At 47.6% G+C, this 15631-nt stretch carries 7 protein-coding genes and 2 pseudogenes; 2 read left to right on the top strand and 7 right to left on the bottom strand.

Annotation, left to right across the window (positions count from 1 at the left end; all coding sequences use genetic code 11):
- From O9332_RS07955 to O9332_RS07985, 7 genes are all read right to left on the bottom strand, one after another.
- On the bottom strand, positions 1 to 237 hold a 237-nt coding region (locus O9332_RS07955), incomplete at its 3' end, for an IS1634 family transposase N-terminal domain-related protein (RefSeq protein WP_502846640.1).
- A 350-nt stretch (positions 238 to 587) separates the two neighbouring features.
- Entirely contained in the window at positions 588 to 3131 is a 2544-nt protein-coding gene (locus tag O9332_RS07960) for an SDR family NAD(P)-dependent oxidoreductase (protein WP_002762846.1), read from the bottom strand.
- A complete protein-coding gene (locus O9332_RS07965) occupies positions 3077 to 8989 on the bottom strand; it encodes a type I polyketide synthase (protein WP_288024778.1) in 5913 nt (1970 codons plus the stop codon). Before O9332_RS07965 ends, O9332_RS07960 begins: the two co-directional genes overlap by 55 nt.
- Before the next feature lie 23 nt (positions 8990 to 9012).
- Positions 9013 to 9966: a CobW family GTP-binding protein gene (locus O9332_RS07970; RefSeq protein ID WP_002762849.1), complete on the bottom strand. Its 954-nt coding sequence runs from the start codon at positions 9964 to 9966 to the stop codon at positions 9013 to 9015.
- A gap of 58 nt (positions 9967 to 10024) precedes the next feature.
- On the bottom strand, positions 10025 to 10909 hold the full coding sequence (locus tag O9332_RS07975; RefSeq protein WP_002762851.1) for a class I SAM-dependent methyltransferase: 885 nt from the start codon (positions 10907 to 10909) through the stop codon (positions 10025 to 10027).
- A 27-nt stretch (positions 10910 to 10936) separates the two neighbouring features.
- On the bottom strand, positions 10937 to 11776 hold the full coding sequence (locus tag O9332_RS07980) for a sulfatase-like hydrolase/transferase (protein ID WP_002762853.1): 840 nt from the start codon (positions 11774 to 11776) through the stop codon (positions 10937 to 10939).
- Positions 11777 to 12150: 374 nt separating this feature from the next.
- Entirely contained in the window at positions 12151 to 14172 is a 2022-nt protein-coding gene (locus O9332_RS07985) for a formylglycine-generating enzyme family protein (RefSeq protein ID WP_288024783.1), read from the bottom strand.
- Between the two features lie 124 nt (positions 14173 to 14296).
- On the opposite strand from O9332_RS07985, the pseudogene O9332_RS07990 reads away from it, so the two are divergent.
- Positions 14297 to 14584, top strand: a pseudogene (locus O9332_RS07990) (helix-turn-helix domain-containing protein); the annotation flags it as partial.
- Between the two features lie 186 nt (positions 14585 to 14770).
- Positions 14771 to 15631: pseudogene (locus O9332_RS07995) on the top strand (RNA-guided endonuclease InsQ/TnpB family protein); the annotation flags it as partial.

A 15631-nucleotide genomic window follows, 5' to 3' on the forward strand; every position in this document is an offset into this window, starting at 1 on the left:
AATAGCCATTACATGACCATGAGGAAGACTTCTAATCACTTCAAAATGATTGGGAATGCCTTCAGTCATTGACAGTGTTGCTCCTTTAAGAGCCAGTTTCAGATTGTCGATAATATCATCGGGTAATTTTGAGAGATTGGCCAGGGTTCTTTTTTTGACTTGATCTCCTTCTCGATAGGAATCTGGTCGAAGAACAGCGGGGGGGGAATTACGGTTAGGAACTTTTTCTATGTACATGACCACTATTTTAGCAAATGGAGAGAATTCTTGTCCATTAAGAAATGTTACAAATTACATGGGTACATTAAGAAAAGTTAAGGGGGTGCATCCATTGATGGATAAGGGTTTTCAGCTATTATGGTATATATGTATGGGGGAAGTTCAGCTATACAAGGGCTAGAGCAACTTTTGATTTCAACGACTAGGGTGCGGAATGTGGGTCATAAGCAAAAATTATCACACAAAGTCGAGAAGAGCCATTTCCCTTCATCCTCGATGCTCTATCTGCACTGAATACAATTTAATTTGGTATTACCATAGAAAGCCGTCCTTTTAGGACGGGGTTTTCAACCCAAATTTCCGATAAATCAAGAAGGATTCTCAAGGGACTCCCGCCACTGAACATTCAGGCGATTCAGGGCAGCACTACAGGTACTTTCAAGATTTTCTAGGTAAAAGCGGACTTGACCTTGTTCATCAAAGACAGATGCCTCGTAAACAATCATCTGAGCATCGCTTCTGACAACTCGAAAAGCTACCCGTAGCCTGCCTGTTAGGGGCGAACTACCATAGCGGATGACTCTGCCTAACTTGGAAGGCAAAGCACTACTGTCCTGATAGAGCCGAGACCACACTAAAGCCATTTGTGGGATAGTATCCATAAAGCCTGGGTCGAACAGCCAAGGGGGGACGGCAGTGGAAGAATCTTGCCTTACCCAAGCTGAAGGCTGGCTCGGCTTCACCCAAGCATCAATTCCCTGTTCGTCAACCGCTACAATCTCACTCATCAGTTGAAATCGCTTGCCGTGAAATAGATACTCTAGATAAGCAAATTGAGGATCTAGACTCCTGCCTGATTTGAGCTTGACGGGATGAAGAGAGGGAGGAGCTTCTATCTCTGGGCGCAGAATAACAAGAGCGCGATATAGTGGCATCCTGGTCTCAGGATCTAGGATTTCGGCAGTTACCTGCAAGGTCGTTGCATCCGCGTGACTAGAAGAACGGGCGACGAAGAGAACTTTACGGCTCCCTTCGACGGCCATGGATACTCCCCGCAAGACCCTCAGATCAACGATTTCACAAACTTGCCAGTCGGGCCAGGCAGCTTGGGTAAATTCAGCAATCCATTCCAAGGCCCCGGTTGCCGGCAAAACAGCTTTGCCATCCAAGCAGTGATCTTCAAGATAGGGATCTGCCTCTAGAGAAAAGATGTGTTCCAGAGTCACTTTACTGTCAGGTTGCAGTTGAGGGACAGTAGAAATGAAGGGAAAAGGACGGTTAGCGGGAAGGAGAGCGAGTTTTCCGGCCTCAGCTTCATGGGTTTCCCACGGAGCTTCCCCGGCAATTACTTCTGCTGTTCCCTTATCTCCATAACTCAATTCTTCCTGGAAAAAGCGGCGACCACCGACTAGAGAAATTGGGATTACTCCCCGTTCCCGAAACTGACGCTTCACTTCTTCAGAGGCCATGCCCTTAGTATCCCAGGGTCCCCAATTGATGGCGACTACGCGGGTATTCAACCAGCGCTGGTCAAGCTGCCAGGCCAGACGATTCAAAATTTCATTGGCAGATGCGTAGTCAGATTGCCCACGATTACCGTAGCGACCGGCAACTGAACTGAAGAAAACCAGCCACTTCAAAGACTCTGGACGCAGATAGCGGCTGAGGATCAAGGCACTATCCACTTTCGTATCAAAGACCCGCTCAAAGGAAGCCAGTTCTTTATCGACAATCAATTTGTCCTCAATAATTCCCGCCCCGTGGATGGCAGCATCCAACCGTCCGTAGCGGGAGTAAATGCCTTCAATAACGGCAGCAAAAGCCTGCTCATCCTTCACATCTGCTACTATATACTCCACCTTTGCCCCTGCTTGTCGGAATCGTGCCAAATTAGCCCGAATTTCCCGCTCCCTCAAGATTAACTGGATGTGGCGCTCGATCTCAACGGGGGTGGGCAACTTACCTTGGCAACGAGCCTGAGCCAGGAGGAATTGACGCAAGCCAGTTACATCCTCAATATGGGCTGTTGCTTCGTTCTCTAGAGGAGCCCGTCCCACCAAAATCATCGTCAGGCCAAAGGAGGCTAAATCGCTGGTTATTTCCGCAGTAATGCCGCGAGCGCCGCCTGTAATTAAAACGACCCAATCAGGAGTGGGTGTAAATTTGGCAACAGTTGATCGGGATGAGAAAGGAGCCAGCTGGGTGCGGAAAGTGGTGCGTTGTCCTTGGGGATAGCCAACTTCGATGCGCCCCCCAGGTAATAACAGTTCTGAGACGAGGCATTCTGCCAGCACCCTTGGGGAAAGGTGGGGATCGAGATCTACTGCCTTGGCATGGAGGTTAGGCCACTCAGCCCCTAGGGTTTTCAACAGCCCGTTGCCACAACCAGCAATTGGCAAACTCGTCCCCCAGTTACCATCCCTGCCAAACTGTCCTCCCAAACAGGAAGCCATCAGAACCCGGCCTGGCTGTTGCCCTTTGCGGAGGTCGTCAGCACACAACTGGAGCAGGGAAAACAAGCTCTTAGCCTGTATTTGCGTATATTGCCGCCACCCAGATAGGGTAGTTGGCTCAGCCGCTTGGCTTAAAGCAGCCAAATGGACAATCCCGGCGATCAGCCCATGTTTTTCCCGTTCCCTGCTGACTGCCTCAGCTAAAGCCTTTGGTGTTTGCAAACTAGCTCGCTCAATCAGTGCTACCGCCAGCCCTCTTTGCCGCAGAGACTCTGCCAAGTAGGGAGCAACGCTAAGTTCGTCTTCAGTAATAAGAAAAAGCCCTTGGGGAAGCGGCCACTGACCGGTAGGTAGGGGGTCTGCCTGTGCTTGCATCAGGTAACGTGGAATCGATTCCCCCTGGGCTAGAACTTTCCCAAGCTTTTTGAGGGTTCCACTGTCCCAGACGGTGAGAGGCATAAGACTTGTTGAACAATGCCGTTCAGGGATTTAACCTTGGTCAAATTTTCCATCTGGGACTGCATACCTTCAGCGACAGCAGCGGGCAAACTTTTCTGTATTGCTCCCAAAATTTCCACTCGCTTGATCGAGTCAATTCCTAGTTCTGCTTCCAAATCCTGATCCAAGCCCAACATATCAATTGGGTAGCCAGTGCGTTCACTGACTAATTGCAAGAGAGTTTTGGTCACACTCTCCCGTTCCAGCAGCACAGAGGGGACAACGGCATCGGCAGCAGTGGGCAGATTGGGAGATGCGGCTGCTGGCTGGGGCTTGAGCACAGGCTCTTGCTGCTCAATTGTGGGACTAACCGATGTGGGACTAACGGATATCTGAGGCGGTGCAGCGGGTCGGGAAGGGGGTGGGGAAATTCGGGGGGGTACTGGCGGCGAAGCAGGGGACAGGTTAGCACTTCCCCCTCCATTGGAGCCAAGGGAAAGTACAGGTTGGGCTGCCGGCAGGCTCCGCTCTGGCATAGCCACCGATCTTGAAGGAGTCATTCCTTCTACCTGACTGGCTTGGAGAAATTGCAGCATTACCTTTTCCTGAAGAGTCAAAAACTGACGCATGGTCTGCTGGTAAGCTTGATAGGCTTGTAAAGCCACCGAGCCAGCAACTGAGGGTTCTTGGCTAGTAGAATAAGTCTGTGGAGTTGCTGGTTGGGAGAGCGGGGGAAAATTTTGTTCAGACATTGTTCGCTGGATTTTGGGTTGCGGATTTGAATTAGTAGGAACTATGGGGTTTAACCCGGTGAGTTGGGAAGGGGAATGGGCATGAGGGGCAGGACTAGGCGGCTTGACTGGCTCAAATCGCTCTATCCCTAAGTCTGGCTTCGCCTCGGTGTTACCGTTTTGCCCTTTTTTGTCTTGTCTGCCTAGGATAGACGTTGCCCAGGACAGGGGGGGGAGCTTGCCGCTATAACTATTGGTAGCTCCTAATGACCTGACACCACCACCGTTAACCAGCCAAGTGGTGGGTGCTAATTGAGAGGGGCTCGTTAGCTCTGCCAGTCGAGATAATTGCAGCTGCTGGACTTGGCGTCCGACAAACAGAGAAAGGAGTTGCACCTCTAGCCCTCTGGTAATTAGAGTCCCTAAGCCCAGCAGAAAGCCTCGCAGTCCTCCCCCTTGCCCATCTAAAGATACGCAAGTATGCTCTTTGTCTCCTAAAATTTGACCGACGAACTTGGTCAGGATGCTTTTTGGACCGACTTCAATAAAGGTGCGAGCGCCAGCTTCATATAAAGCCTGAATTTGACTGACGAACTCTACTGGACGGAGAGCCTGTTGGCTTAACTGGCCACGGATGCCATCGGCATCTGAAGGGTAAGGAAGGGCTGTAGCGTTAGCATAGACAGGAAACTGGGGGGACTCAAAGCAGCCAGAATTTAACTGACGGGTCAACTCTTCCTGAACCTCTGCCAGCAAGGGCGAGTGAAAAGCTCCGGCCACAGGCAGCTTTCTAGCGGTAATGCCGTCCGCGTTCAAACTGTTGATTGCTTGTTCGATCGCTGCTTGTGGTCCGGAAATGACGGACTGAAGGGGAGCATTGTGATTGGCTACCACAACTCCTGGAAAACTGTCAAGATATTGTGCCAATTCCTCGCGGGTGATTTGCACGGCAGCCATAGCTCCCTCAACCCCCTGACAAGCTTGGGACATAATCTGGCCTCTAAGGGCAGAAAGATTGAGAAATTGAGCTTGGGATAGCACACCAGCAGCGTAGAGGGCTGTATATTCGCCATAACTGTGTCCTGCTGCCAAATCTGCCTTAATGCCCAGATTGGCCAGCAAGGCTAGATAGCCCGATTCCACGGCTCCTAGAGCGGGTTGAGCTACTTGAGTCTGTTTAAGCTGTTGTTCATTGCTAATTTCGGCCGCTTCTGAATAGGCACTGGGGGGATAGATATACTGACTCAGCAATTTTGGGAAGTGATGGCCCAGATGGCTGTCGGCAAATTCCAAAGCTTGGCGCATCTCTTGCCGATAGAGAGCAACTTCCCTGGCCATGCCGGGATATTGCGCCCCCTGCCCCGGAAAGAGAAAAGCAGTGAGAGCTTTTGTCCCAGTGGGGGTGTGGCCTTCGGAGAACTGAATCTCAGGGGGCAGGGGACTGGCAGAATCCCCTGCCAGATAACTAAGGGACCGGGCCAAGCTGGCGATTAACTCTGACAAATTACTGGTCACGATGGCTAGGGTTGCTCCCCTGCCTAGGTGGTTTGTCGCTGTTAAAGCGCAACTGTAGGCCAGATCTCCGAGTTGCGGTTTTGCTCCTCCTTGCAAAGCTGTCAGCAGAAACCGCACTTTTGGCAATAATTCTTGGCGATTCTCGGCGGCCAAGATCACCAATTCCCAAGGCCAGTCATCTCCTCCCAGGGCTGGTCTCTGAACTGCTCCCCCATACTCCTCGAGAATGGCATGAAAATTCGTCCCCCCAAAGCCAAAAGCACTGACCCCTCCCCGGCGAGGTTGGTTGGGATTAGTCAGCCAGGGATGATTGTCTTTTAAGAGATAGACCGGGCTTTCTGGATCCACAATCGGGTCTAAGGGGGTGTCAACCCCAAAGTGAGCGGGTAGAACTTGGTGATGTAGGGAGAGGGCTACTTTTATTAGTCCAACGACTCCAGCGGCGCTTTTAGTATGTCCGAGCAAGGTTTTAATGGAGCCAATAGCGCAGGATTTTTGCCCTGCCCCGGAGGCTTGTAGAGAACTGGTAATTGTTTCTAATTCTGCTCGATCGCCGGCCACCGTCCCCGTGCCGTGGGCTTCATAGAGTCCCAGGCTAGCGGGAGAAAATCCCGCTTTTTCGTAAGCTCTCTGTAGCGCTCGCTTTTGTCCTGCCGGCAGGGGAGCAGTTAAACCCAAGGCCTTACCGTCGCTGGAACCAGCGACCGCTTTGATAACTGCATAAATTCGGTCTCCATCCCGTTCCGCATCTGCCAGACGCTTGAGAACAACGATGGCAATACCTTCGCTGATGACAATCCCGTCGGCAGCTTTATCGAAGGAGCGGGGTTGACCTTGGGCAGAGAGGGCATGGGTCTTGCTAAAGCAAAAATAAGCAAAAGGGCTTTGCCCTGTGTCAATGCCCCCTGCAATACAGAGATTGCTTCGTCCCGTTTCCAATTCCGTCACTGCTAGGTCAATAGCAGCCAAGGAAGAAGCACAGGCCGCATCAACAGTGAAGTTAGAGCCTCCACAGTTAAAACGGTTGGCAACCCTGCCAGCTGCCACATTCAACAGTAAACCTGGAAAAGTTTCTTCCGTCCATTCTGGTAGACGATCCCAGATCTGTGGGGAGGGATTTTCAACCACCCTCGGCACTTCTGCTCGCGCTGCATACTGCCCGCCCAGATCTCCTATCCCTCCGCCCGCACCCAAGATGACTGAGGTACGTTCTCGATCGAAATCTCCTCCCCCGTAACCCGCATCTTCTAAGGCTCTTCGCACAGCCTCCAAAGTCAATAGCTGTAGTGGTTCGATGGACTTGAGAGATACGGGAGGAATCCCAAAGCGCAGAGGATCGAAGGGAACCTCATCGATGAAACCACCCCATTTGGAATAGACCTTATCTCGTGTTTGTGGGTCAGCATCGTAGTACAAACGCCAGTCCCAACGGTGAGCGGGAATTTCGCCAATAGCTTTTACCCGGGAGAGGATGTTTTTCCAAAAAGTCTCCGGTGCGTCTGCTTTAGGAACGAGGGTCGCCATGCCAACGATAGCAATATCTGAGGGTGGGGTTGGAGTGGGTACTTTCTTTTCACCTGCTGGAGAAAGAGAAGTCAAGAGTTGGCCGCTGCCTTCAGCTACTTCTTGATGCAAGCTGCTGACACTGATCACTTGATGGCGCATGGTTGCCACCTGACCGATCATGTACATCCCTTCGCTAACCTGTTGCTCTTGGTTGACTGAGACTATTTGCCCTGTCTCATCGCGCCGCAAACCTTTGGTAGCTATGCGTAACCGTCCTAGAGTCAGGTCTTCCAAAACGTTCTTAATTTCTTCGGCAGAACTGCCCCGGGCTGCCATTTGCCGGCGGGTGTCGTAGAATTCGCGGGCAAATGGGGTGACAGCGCAACGGCTGGCATGGCCCGGTCCGGTTTCTAAGTTGATGGTCGATTGGCAACTGAGGGCTTGGGCTTGAAACTCTGGCAGGATTGCTCCACAAGCCACTGCTTCCTCCGTAAAGAGGTAGGCACTGCCCATTAACACGCCAATTTTCATGCCCCTTACTGCCAAAGGAGTGGCCATGGCACTGATCATAGCGGCCGAGAGAGCGTCATGAATCCCACCGGCGAAGATGGCGTGAATTTGCTGCTCTGCTCCAGCTGGTACTTTCTCTAACAGGGTAGCGATCATGCTTTCCCAGAGGACAAAACTGCTCAGTGGCCCCACGTGTCCTCCGCATTCTCGCCCTTCAAAAATAAACCGCCGCGCCCCCTGTTCGAGGAACATTTTCAGGAGTGCTGGCACGGGAACATGGAGGTAGGTGGCAATTCCTTGGGCTTCCAACCTCGCTGCCTGATCTGGCCTGCCCCCGGCAATCAAGGCAAAAGGCGGCTTAATTTTCTGGACTTCTTGCAGTTGTTCTTCCCTAATTGCCTGTGGAACAAAGCCAAGGATGCCAATACCCCAAGGTAGCTCTCCTAGAAGGGCTTGGGTTTTCTGCAACAGTTCCCCGACCTGTTTTCCCCGCATCAGAGCCAAAGCTAAGAGGGGCAGTCCGCCTGAGCGAGCAACTGCATGGGCAAATTCTGCCGTATCGCTGACTCTAGTCATTGGCCCCTGGACAATAGGATATTTGGTGCCGTGGGAAACTGCCAAGGGAGTTTCCGCTTGTAGAGGTTTTAGCTCCTGGGCTGTCTGCACCTGTTCCTGACTGCCCTTGAGCAGGGCTTGCAAAAATTTACCCGTGGTCTGGTAACGCTTGCGAAAATCTGCCGCTAACCCGCTTGCTTGTCCCATTGGCCAAGCTTGAGTAGCAGGATTTTCCCAGCCAATTAGGGAGGTGGCTCGTTGCCGCCAGATCTGGCCAGAAACTGAGGTTTCTTCTTGAATCTCTATCTGTGCTGCCATTTCTTGCAACTTGGCAACGGCAGCAAAACCGGGACGAGACAAGACACGACAAGCCCGCCCCAACCTCTCACCGATGGCGATCGCTTCTTGCCCGTTTAAGTAACGTAAGTATTCCTGCCATTCTCCAGGCAGAGGAGATTCGGGCATCAGCCATAATTGATCGTCTAAGACAACGCCTGCTGCACCGGCAGCCCGACAGGCTGCCGCGGTATGAATACCGATTCCTCCTTGTACATAGATGGGTAGGGAGGAGGTTTTCAATAATTTCTGAGTGAGAATAAAAGCGGGATCTTCTCCTACCCAACCGCCACTTTCCTGTCCTTTGGCTACCAATCCAGCTAAGAAAGGAAACAGAGAAGCTAAGAGAGCCAGTTGATTGGCATCGGTTATTTCCAGCAAAATTAGGCGATTTTCCCCAGAAAGAAGCTGTAATTTCTCTCTGAGCGTTTCAGCAGTTGCCTCTTGCCAGCCACTGAGAATCAACCAGTGAGATTCTAGTTCCAGTCTAGCCAAAAGTTGGCCGCTCTGCTCGATCTGTGTTAAGTTCAGTCTCAGTCCGGCTGCTCCAGGAGCATTTTTTAAAGCTAAAACCTGCTCTAGATTACTAATTGCTCGCTCTAGATTTTCTGGTTGACAAAATTCTCGATCGAGTATCCCGATTCCCCCAGCCCGAATGCTGGCGATGGCTAAACCAGGGTGTTCTAGCTCAATGGGACTCAGAGAAAAGCAGTTGAATTTATCCATCATAACCTCTAATTTTGATTAATTTAACCATCTTGACAAGCCTGTAATTGCTGGATGATAGCTGTTTGCTCTTGTTCTAGGTTGCGACCGATAAAAACCGCTTGCGTTGGCATTTTTCCGCAGATATCGGGGGCCACAACCTGAAAATCAAAACGACCGCAAATAAAATTAAACAGACAGGATGTTGCTCTATCATCTAAATTGAGAATTCCTTTGGCACGGTAAACTTTTGGGGAAAGTTCTCCGAGAAATTGCTTGAATTTATCCAAGTTCACCAATCGTTCTGTCTGATAAGAAAAAGAGGAAAAATCTTGATGGCTGTCGCGGAAACCCTGAGCAGATTTGGTTACTTGAGTTTCCAGTAGCTTTGATTGCCTTCTGTAAAGATTAGCTCCTAGGGCGAACAATAATTTGGGATCGATATTGCTGTGAGTAGTTTTAAATAAGGGGGCTCTTTGATTCAATTGACGGAGATGGCTTTCGACTCGCTCAATTTCTAGTTCTGTCACTAAATCTGTCTTATTCAAGATCAGAAAATCTGCCGCCCTTACCTGCTCGTTGAGCACTTCTTCTTCGGCTGCCAACCGCAAAAACTCTGAAGCATCTACTAAGGTGATTACTGAATCGAGGACGACATCGAGATAGTGGAGGCGCTGGATCAGGGGAAAGGGATTTGCCAGTCCAGTGGTTTCTATGACTATTAAATCGGGCTTTATTTGTTCTTGAATTTCCCGAAAGGCGTTGTGTAAAGAGAAGATGTCAACACTACAGCAGACGCAACCACTGTTCAATTCTACTACTTTATCTATATTTTCAAATCCTGATACTACTTTACCATCAATTCCCAAGTCGCCAATTTCATTCATGATAATCGCCACGCGCTTCTCTTGAAAGACTTTTTCCAGGGAATTTCTTAAAAGTGTAGTTTTGCCACTTCCTAAAAAGCCAGCGATTGCGTTGCAAGGTGTTTTAAGCATAAACCAATTTTCATAAATATCTAAGGTTATTAATAGTCAAAAATCACCTCTAGAAAGTTCAGTTTTTCACGGCTACTATCTCCAACCAAAGTCGGGGAATTTCTTTGATTTGTAGATTGTTTAAAGTAACTCCCGCCGCTTCTTGCAAAGCTTCACTAGCTATCTCTACCGGATAGCCACTTAGGGCGACTTCAGCAAACCCTGCATAGGCACCAATGGTTTCCAAACTTTGCTGTGTCAGCATAACAGTACGCTGCTTATCCTGAATAATCTCTAAATGGTGACTATTGAGCAAATCCCGCCATTGAAGTGGAGAGAACCATTCATTGCCGAAAGCTCGATTCCCCTTGCCTCGCTTTCTGCGGATGCCTTCTTGACCAGCTTGCTGCAATTGGAGTAATTTCTCGGAGACAATAGCTAAGGCTTCTTTCATCCATTCAGTATAGACCGATTCTGTTCCCTCGGGATAGGTGCCGATAAAAAAGCAAGAATTAAAGGCAAAAATTCCGCCAGGACGCAAGACTCGACTGATCCTTTGGATTAATTTCTCTTTGTCGGGAAGTAAATGGATGGCATTGCCCATCAGGACGAGATCCATGCTTGCCGGTTCTAAGTCAAAATCATCAGCGCTACCGACTTTTAGCAGCACAGCACTTTGCCCGGATTTTAAAGCTGAATTAAGTGCGTCATGGTCTTGAACGAGCATCTTTTTTTCTTTAAATAATTCCCGCGCAATCTCGAGAGATTCTGTGGAAATATCTATGCCAACAATCCCTACCTCTGGTTTGATTTCTAGGAGCAATTCACTGAGAGTTCCTGTACCGCAAGCAAGATCGAGAACCTGGCTGACATTTTCTAAGGGCAAACTGTGTAGAAATTCTCGGTTTGCTTCTAGGTATTCGGGTTGCAGGGAAAATGGTTCATAAGAAGTAATGACTGGCATATAACAATTCCTTGTCTTGGTTTTATTTTAAATTTTGGGACATAATCCTTCTAAGAAGGGAACTTCAAAGCATTTTTCGTGCATCACGGGACCATGCCCGAAATAACCGTCTTCTCCAAACAATTCTCCATGATCTGCGGTGACAATAATGTGAGTGTTAGAAGGACATTTACTAAATAGCTCACCTAGCAAACCATCGACATATTCGACGCAGCGAATTTGCTGTTTGTGTAGCTGCTCCATTTCTGCTGAATTGAAAAATGACTTTGCTGCTTTTTTTTCTGTCTCGGGTTCAGTTTGCAGCAGATCGTCCATTCTCTTAAAAACTCCATGCACTCCAGATATATGGGGCAGTTCATCCTCTTCCAGCATATAAGGATAGTGGGTTTCTCCTAAGTTAAAAAAGTAAAACCGAGGCTGTTCGTCGGGAAACTCTACTTCCTCAACCATTTTGGCAAATTCATTGTGAGTGGGCATTAGTCGATAGTCATCAAAGTACTTATTAATACTTGTAAATTGGTTGAGAACAGGTAGAGAAACTCGGCCAATAGTTTTATAACCTTGGTTTTTTAAGACTTTCGGTAAGGAGAGTTGGGGAATAAAGGTTTTAAAGGATAAGTCTGGGATTCCTAAGCGATCTACCCATTTAGCAAATTCCTGTTTATAAACTTCCGAGGCAAACACACCCCGAGGACTTTTGTGAGGAACCATGCCCATCAACATAGCATAGTGGGAAGGGGATGTCCAGGAAGCGTAGCTATAGCGGCGTTCAGCCTTGCCCAGCCGATCCATATTGGGAGTTGATGCCGCAGAGTAGCTGTCATGACGGCAGCTATCCATAACAATATAGATGAGATGCTTAATCATGTGTATCTATATACAAAATGTTCCCCACCAATGTAGTTGAAAAATCCTGCAATGTCAAGAGATAACGGTTACGCTTAATCTTAGGGTAAGCCTAACCTATTTGGCTCTTCAGTTTGTGTTATGCAATGGACGAGGGTTATAAGGGATGGAACCCTTATATAGAAAGGCATTTAGCGATTTTTGTCAATTGTTTTTTATCTAGAGCGAACTAATCGAATTAAGTCTCTTGCCAGATAAGGATTTAGTCGATTTATGCCCCCCTATCGAACCATACCACGTAACGAAGAACCAGAAAAGCTGTCGTAGAACGACGGGGTTTTCAACCCAAATTTTCGCTCAATGTTCCGCTATGGTAAAAGGGTTACGGAGTCCTCCTAGCACCCGCACACCACACGAAAACCGTAGTAGTGGTAGGTGCTGACGCGCCTAGCGAAGAAGCTGCGGAAAGCGGAACGACAGAGACCTGGATTGCCGTACCAAGAACCGCCCCGTAATAGAGAACGATTATTATTCTCAGTAATCCACGCCGACCCGTCCTCTGGCGCTCCGGTATAGTTATCGTGCCAATCGTCCGCGCACCATTCCCAGACTTGCCCGTGCATATCGTAAAGTCCGAAAGCGTTGGGGGGAAACTGCCCGACGGGAGTGGTTTGTTGTCGATAAGTACCCTTTTTACCGTCGGCGTAGGTATAGTTTCCGTGATAGTTCGCTATTTCGGTGGAGAGGGTAGCCCCGAAAGCAAAAGGAGTGGTCGTTCCTGCGCGACAAGCGTATTCCCACTGTGCCTCGCTGGGGAGATGATAATCTTTCTGAGTAAGCTTGGATAGCCGTTTACAGAATTCTACGGCTTGATACCAGTTCACACACTCTACCGGTCGATTATTTCCCTTGAAGTACGAGGGGTCGAGGGATAGGTCGATGTCGATTTTCGCCTGAGATGCGATGATTCGCCATTGCTCTTGGGTAATGGGATATTTGCCCATGTAGAAAGAGGGAACGGTGACTCGATGCTGCGGTTTTTCGTAGTTATGCCCCTCACCATCGGGCGATCCCATGAGGAAAGTACCGCCAGGGATATAGACTATTTCTAGGTCGATATTATTGCCGAGGTTTTCGCTCTTTTGAAAACCTTTTCCCAGGCGAGGTTTGATTATATTCCCTCTGGGATCAACGGTGATGATCTCGAAGGAGAATTCTTTCCCTTTTTCCTCCTCCTGACTACAATCTTCCTCTTCTACTCCCCGCTTATTTTCCTCTCGCTCTTTTTCTTTCTCAAATCGTCTTGCTAATTGCTGTTCGTAGGCTTCTCGAACTTTCTTTTGCTTGGCTTTAAGAAGATCGCTATAGGGTTGAATTAACTCTTTTTTGAGATCGATATTCGGTAAGCGGACTTCGTAGTAGGGATCGAGATTTAGATAATAAATATCGATATAAAAAGCCAAGAGAATTTGGTAAATTTTGATAATTACCGCTCTAATAATCAAGAGGATTTCATCTTCGGTTTTTCCTGCCTTTAATAATTCCCGTTCTACTTCTCGCCAATTCCATTCGATCGGTGAGAAAGACATCGCTTGCTTATCCTGCATTTTCCAAGAGGCAACTCGAAAGGTCACGGCATCCGATCGAATGTCTGTATAGATTATATATACAGGTACGCAGGACAACAAACTATGTAACCGTTCGATTTCGATTTCCTCGATTGGTTGCTTGAAATAATCTCCAAAAAATTTAACGGGATATAGTTGATCATTAACTGAATAGTAATCCGCAAGAAAAGAACTCACCTTTCGCATCTCTAGCTTGAAATCTAACTTCCTCATGGCAGCTAGGGAGCGATCGCTCGCTACACTGGGTAAACAGGCTAATATCAAGAGAGTTTGTTGATATTTCTTGAGCATCTGCTCGGTTTCAAAGCGACTCAACTGCGATAACCATGTATCTTTGTCCCACTCAGCTTGAATTTCTTGCAGCTTTAACTCAATTTCTTTTTCTTGCTGTTCTCTTAGTAGTTCTTGCCGTAGATAACTCAGGTTACGTTGTTCTTTTTGGATGGCGATTTTGATTTCTTTCAATTCAAGAGAAAGATTTTCTAAACCGATTCTTTCCCTAGGGATTTCATTATCTGTTTCTTGTTGCACCAATTCGCACTTGAATTGCTGCAACGCCAATTCGCACTTGAATTGGCGTTGTTTTCTTTGCAGTTGTAGGGATTGATTATCGAGTTCCAGCTTTTTTTTGTAGTAAGATAACTCGGCTTTTTTGACTTCGCTATTATTTTCCACTACGGAGGCACCATGACGAGATGCTTGATCATCATTAGATAGAAGGCGCTCCATCAGCTTCAGTGCCACCCGGGAGATACCAACAACAATTTGCTCGATCATTACCGCGTCCATTAGACTAACTCCTCATACTGTAGTGTTTTCATCGAAAATTTTGGGTCTGAAACCCCGTCGTTCTACGACGGCTTTACTGTTAAGTATTAGCACATTTACGAAATATATGCTAGTGTGAAAGGACATGGAAAAAGCCTATTCGTTTCGATTTTACCCCACACCCGAACAAGAGTCGCTATTGCGGCGCACTTTGGGCTGTGTAAGATTAGTTTACAATAAAGCTCTCCATCTCAGAACACAAGCTTGGTACGAAAAGCAAGAAAGAGTAGGCTACGCTCAAACTTCTTCAATGCTAACCCATTGGAAAAAACAAGAAGAATTAAACTTTTTAAACGAAGTAAGCTGTGTACCTTTACAACAAGGGTTAAGACACCTACAAACAGCTTTTACTAACTTCTTTGCTGGTCGTACTAATGGGACTTAGGCGTTTTCGGTAAGCAAAAAAGGCTCAAACCATTACGGGACAAAGGGTTAACCTCGATTTATGATTTTCCCTTGATATATCTGGGTTTCAGCGATTTTGGGCTTCTCGAAGTAAATCCCAAGCGGGGATTGGAGTTGCGGCTTTTCTCGATTTGTTTTTTGTCTAAGTCCCACTAAGTATCCTAACTTTAAGAAAAAACATCAGGGAGGAAGTGCCGAATTTACCAAATCTGCTTTTAAAATTAAAGACAAACAAATCTATTTAGCCAAATGCACAGAACCTTTACCTATTCGATGGTCAAGACAAATACCAGAAAGCTGTGACCCAAGCACAGTAACAGTCAGATTACATCCTTCTGGACGTTGGCATATTTCAATAAGATTTGATGACCCAACAATTAAGCCATTACCAGTAACAGATAAAGCCATCGGAATTGACTTAGGAATTAGTAGCCTAGTAATTACCAGCGATGGAGACAAGGTATCTAATCCTAAGCATTTTAAAAAGCATTATCGGAGACTGCGAAAGGCGCAAAAAAATCTGTCTAGAAAACAGAAAGACTCAAAAAATCGGGAAAAAGCGAGAATCAAAGTAGCCAAGATTCACGCCCAAATTACTGATAACAGAAAAGACCATTTACACAAGCTAACCACTCAATTAGTCCGTGAAAACCAAACGATTGTGGTTGAGAATTTAGCCGTCAAGAATATGGTCAAAAACCCGAAATTATCTCAGGCAATATCTGACGTTAGTTGGGGAGAAATTACCCGACAATTAGCCTATAAATGCCGTTGGTACGGCAGAAATTACATCGAAATAGATAGATGGTTTCCTAGCTCTAAAAGGTGTAGTAATTGCGGGCATATTGTCGAAAAGATGCCGTTAAATGTTCGAGAATGGGATTGTCCAGACTGTGGGACACACCATGACCGAGATGTTAACGCTAGTAAAAATATTTTGGCCGCAGGGCTTGCGGTGTCAGTCTGTAGAGCGACCATAAGACCAGAACAGAGTAAATCTGTTAAGGCAGGTGCG

It is taken from the genome of Microcystis sp. LE19-10.1B (genome assembly GCF_027530565.1).
Taxonomy (GTDB): domain Bacteria; phylum Cyanobacteriota; class Cyanobacteriia; order Cyanobacteriales; family Microcystaceae; genus Microcystis; species Microcystis aeruginosa.

Bases quoted from the DNA above. Each gene is read 5' to 3' on its own strand.
- O9332_RS07960 (WP_002762846.1), bottom strand. From the start codon at position 3,131: ATGCCTCTCACCGTCTGGGACAGTGGAACCCTCAAAAAGCTTGGGAAA.
- O9332_RS07965 (WP_288024778.1), bottom strand. From the start codon at position 8,989: ATGGATAAATTCAACTGCTTTTCTCTGAGTCCCATTGAGCTAGAACAC.
- O9332_RS07970 (WP_002762849.1), bottom strand. From the start codon at position 9,966: ATGCTTAAAACACCTTGCAACGCAATCGCTGGCTTTTTAGGAAGTGGC.
- O9332_RS07975 (WP_002762851.1), bottom strand. From the start codon at position 10,909: ATGCCAGTCATTACTTCTTATGAACCATTTTCCCTGCAACCCGAATAC.
- O9332_RS07980 (WP_002762853.1), bottom strand. From the start codon at position 11,776: ATGATTAAGCATCTCATCTATATTGTTATGGATAGCTGCCGTCATGAC.
- O9332_RS07985 (WP_288024783.1), bottom strand. From the start codon at position 14,172: ATGGACGCGGTAATGATCGAGCAAATTGTTGTTGGTATCTCCCGGGTG.